The organism is Micromonospora sp. NPDC049089, assembly GCF_040648775.1.
In the GTDB taxonomy this organism is placed as follows: domain Bacteria; phylum Actinomycetota; class Actinomycetes; order Mycobacteriales; family Micromonosporaceae; genus Micromonospora.
The window spans coordinates 1-3,205 of the sequence record NZ_JBEZEH010000358.1 but is presented as its reverse complement, the minus strand read 5'-3'; the positions used below and the strand labels follow the sequence as shown (position 1 = coordinate 3,205).

The 3,205-nt window shown below is 70.7% G+C and carries 4 protein-coding genes; all 4 read left to right on the top strand.

The annotated features are described in order from the left end of the window. Window positions 1-1,605: serine hydrolase domain-containing protein (locus AB0B48_RS32605; RefSeq protein ID WP_357208385.1), on the top strand; the 1,605-nt coding region annotated here is incomplete at its 5' end. A gap of 57 nt (window positions 1,606-1,662) precedes the next feature. Continuing rightward, window positions 1,663-2,073 (top strand): metalloregulator ArsR/SmtB family transcription factor, encoded by a 411-nt coding sequence (locus AB0B48_RS32600; protein ID WP_357208382.1) that lies wholly within the window; start codon window positions 1,663-1,665, stop codon window positions 2,071-2,073. Next, complete coding sequence (locus AB0B48_RS32595) at window positions 2,073-2,555, top strand: SRPBCC domain-containing protein (protein WP_357208379.1); 483 nt, start codon at window positions 2,073-2,075, stop codon at window positions 2,553-2,555. Before AB0B48_RS32600 ends, AB0B48_RS32595 begins: the two co-directional genes overlap by 1 nt. Window positions 2,556-2,559: 4 nt before the next feature. Further along, complete coding sequence (locus AB0B48_RS32590; protein ID WP_357208376.1) at window positions 2,560-3,120, top strand: dihydrofolate reductase family protein; 561 nt, start codon at window positions 2,560-2,562, stop codon at window positions 3,118-3,120. The last annotated feature ends 85 nt before the right edge of the window (window positions 3,121-3,205 follow it).

The following is a 3,205-nucleotide window of genomic DNA, read 5'->3' as shown; positions in this document are numbered from 1 at the left end:
CCACCCCCGCGTCTTTCCCTCTGGCGGGCGGGGGCGGGTGGTGTGTGGGGCCCGGCGGGGGGGGGGCCCCCCGGGGGGGGGCCCCCCCCCGCGGCTGTCGACGAGATCGCCGCTGGCGAACGCTACCTGCGGGCGTACCTGAAGCAGATCAAGGCACCCGGGCTGGCGTACGTGGTCATTCGCGGCGACGAGGTCGTCCAGCGAGGCGCATGGGGCGTCGACGGCGACGGCCGACCGATCACCACGCAGACGCCGTTCCTGCTCGGGTCCACCAGCAAGTCGTTCACCGCGCTGGCGGTGGCGCAACTGGTCGAGGCCGGCCGGATCGACCTCGACACCACCGCCTCCACGTACCTCCCGTGGCTGCGCCTGGGCGACGCGGACACCGCCCGGACGGTCACCGTCCGCCAACTGCTGACCCACACCAGCGGCCTGCCGCAGGTGTGGAGCACCGACCTGACCGACCGCTACGACAACCGCCCCGGCGCGCTGGCCCGCTCCGTACGGGACCTGGCCAGCGTGCGGCCCACCACCGCCGTCGGACAGACGTATCAGTACAGCGACGCCAACTACATGATCCTCGGCGCGCTCGTCGAGAACGTCACCGGCGACACCTTCGGCGGCTACCTGCGCCGTCACGTGCTGGACCCGCTCCAGATGACGCACTCCGCGGCAACCGCCGACGAGGCCCGCGCCGTCGGCATCCCGCCCGGTCACCGGTACTACTTCGGCCGGCCGCAGCGCTTCGCCGCGCCGTTCGACACCGCCGGAGTGCCCTACGGTTTCCTCGCCGCCAGTCTCGACGACCTGTCCCACTACGCCATCGCGCAGCTCGCCGGCGGCCGCTACGGCGACACCCGGATCCTCGGACCGCAGGGCACGCGACAGCTGCACACCGGCACCGTGGCCACCGGTCACGGCACCTACGGGTTCGGGTGGAAGAACAGCACCCTGGACGGCGTCGGCGCCCGCATCGTCTGGCACGCCGGCGCGACCCCGGACTTCTTCACCCATATCGTGCTGGCACCCGACTCGAACCTCGCCGTGATCATCATGACCAACCTCTACGGCCTGCACATGGACGCGCCACTGAGCGCCGGGGCGTTCAACCTCACCCGCATTCTTCATGGCGGCACGCCCGCGACCGCCACCGAAGATCCGATGCAGGTCTGGGCTCTGGTCGGCCTGCTCGGGGTCGCCGCGGTGCTGCTCGCCCTGCTGGCCTGGTCCTGGGCCCGCGTCCTGCACGGGCGCCGGAGCGACCGCGTTCCGCCGGTGCGTTCCCGTGGCCGGACGATCGCCGCCACCATCGCCTGGATCGGTGCCTGCGCGTTGGTGGCCGTCGGCGTCGCCTGGCAGGTGCCGGCCCTCTGGGAGGGCGCCGGGCTGGCCAAACTCCAGTTGTGGGCACCGGATGTCGGTCACGGCATCCGCGTCGTGGTCGTCCTGGCCGCCGCACTCGCGCTGACCCGGCTGGGCCTGGGCGCGCACGCCATGGTCACCGCCCGCCCACCGACCTCGCCCCCGGCGCGAGCACGCGACCGGGCCGTTGACCAGCCCGCCGCCCCTCATGGTGCCGACACCATCCCTGCCAATCACCGCTGATAGTTGCGGCCGCGCGGCACTACGTTTAACGTCTTGGTTAAGTGACTGGAGGCTCTGGTGTCTGGCAGCGATCAACTCAGCGTGGTGTTCTCGGCGCTCGCCGACCCGACTCGACGGGCGATCCTCGCCGAGCTGGCCGACCGCGACGCCACGGTCACCGAGCTCACTGCTCCGCTCCCGATCTCGATGCCGGCGGTGTCGCGGCACCTGAAGGCGCTTGAACGCGCCGGGCTCATCTCCCGCACCCGGTCGGGAAAGTTGCGGATGAGCCGCATCGAGGCCGCCCCGCTGCGCGAAGCGGCCGAGTGGATCGAGCGCTACCGGCGGTTCTGGGACACCTCCCTCACCCGCCTCGACGCCCACCTCGCGGCCGTACAGGCCGCCGACCGCCCAACGGACCGAACGGCCCACGGCCCGGCGATCCCCGGCAGGGAATCCCCGAGCAAGGCTCACGACAAGGAGAATTGATGGACAGCGACAAGCCGCCGATCGTCATCTCGCGCGTGGTGCACGCGCCGCGGGAGCTGGTCTACCGAGCTTTCACCGACCCGGACCACCTGGCGGCATGGTGGGGCCCGATCGGCAACTCACTGCCCCGCGACGAGATGGACTTCGACGTCCGGCCTGGCGGCTACCAGCGGTGGACCGAGGTCTTCCCGACCCAACCCGGCCTGCGAGTAGAGGTCCACATCGACCTCACCGACGTCGTCGACGGCGAACTGATTGACGGCATCGCGCACGTCACCGGGCAACTCCCGGAGGGCATCGCGCCGCACGAGACGAGGATGCGGGTCGAGTTCCACGACGACGCCGATGGACGGACGCGACTCGAGATCCGTCAGTGGCTCCCCGAGCAGTTGTCCGCTCCCGCCAACCAGGGCTGGAACGAGGCCTTCTCCAAACTGGACGCGACACTCAGCAATGCCCAACCCGTCACCGTCGAGGTGTAGCGCCATGGCCAAGCTGATCTACGTGACCAACGTGTCCCTCGACGGTTACATCGAGGACGAACACGGCCGCTTCGACTGGACCCCACCCGACGACGACTACCTCGCGTTCATCACCGACCTCGTTCGGCCCGCGGGCACCTACCTCTACGGTCGGCGCCTGTACGAGTCGATGGCCGTCTGGGAGACCGAGCCCGCTCTCGCCGCACAATCGAAGCTCACTGCCGACTTCGCCGACGTCTGGCAGGCAGCGGACAAGATCGTCTACTCCACCACCCTGAACGCGACGTCGACCGCCAGGACCCGGCTCGAAAAGAGCTTCGACCCCGCATCAGTACGCGCCATGAAAGCCTCGGCCACCAGCGACCTCACCATCGGGGGCGCACACCTCGCGGCGCAGGCATTCAAGGCCGGGCTGGTCGACGAGTGCCACCTGCTGATCCACCCCGTTCTCACCGGCGGAGGCAAGCCCGGTCTGCCCAGCGACACCCGCCTCGACCTGGAGTTGCTGAGCAATCACCGCTTCGGCAACGGTGTGGCGTCCCTGCACTACCGCATCCGCACCTGAGGCGGTGGGGCGGGGGGACCGCGCCCGGCCCGTGGTGGTGGGGCGGGCCGCCGCCGCGCGGCCCGCCCCTGTCCGCGCCCTGGGC

What these genes read in the sequence shown, in the direction of transcription:
- AB0B48_RS32590 (WP_357208376.1), top strand. Translation starts at nt 2,560, where the DNA reads ATGGCCAAGCTGATCTACGTGACCAACGTGTCCCTCGACGGTTACATC.
- AB0B48_RS32595 (WP_357208379.1), top strand. Translation starts at nt 2,073, where the DNA reads ATGGACAGCGACAAGCCGCCGATCGTCATCTCGCGCGTGGTGCACGCG.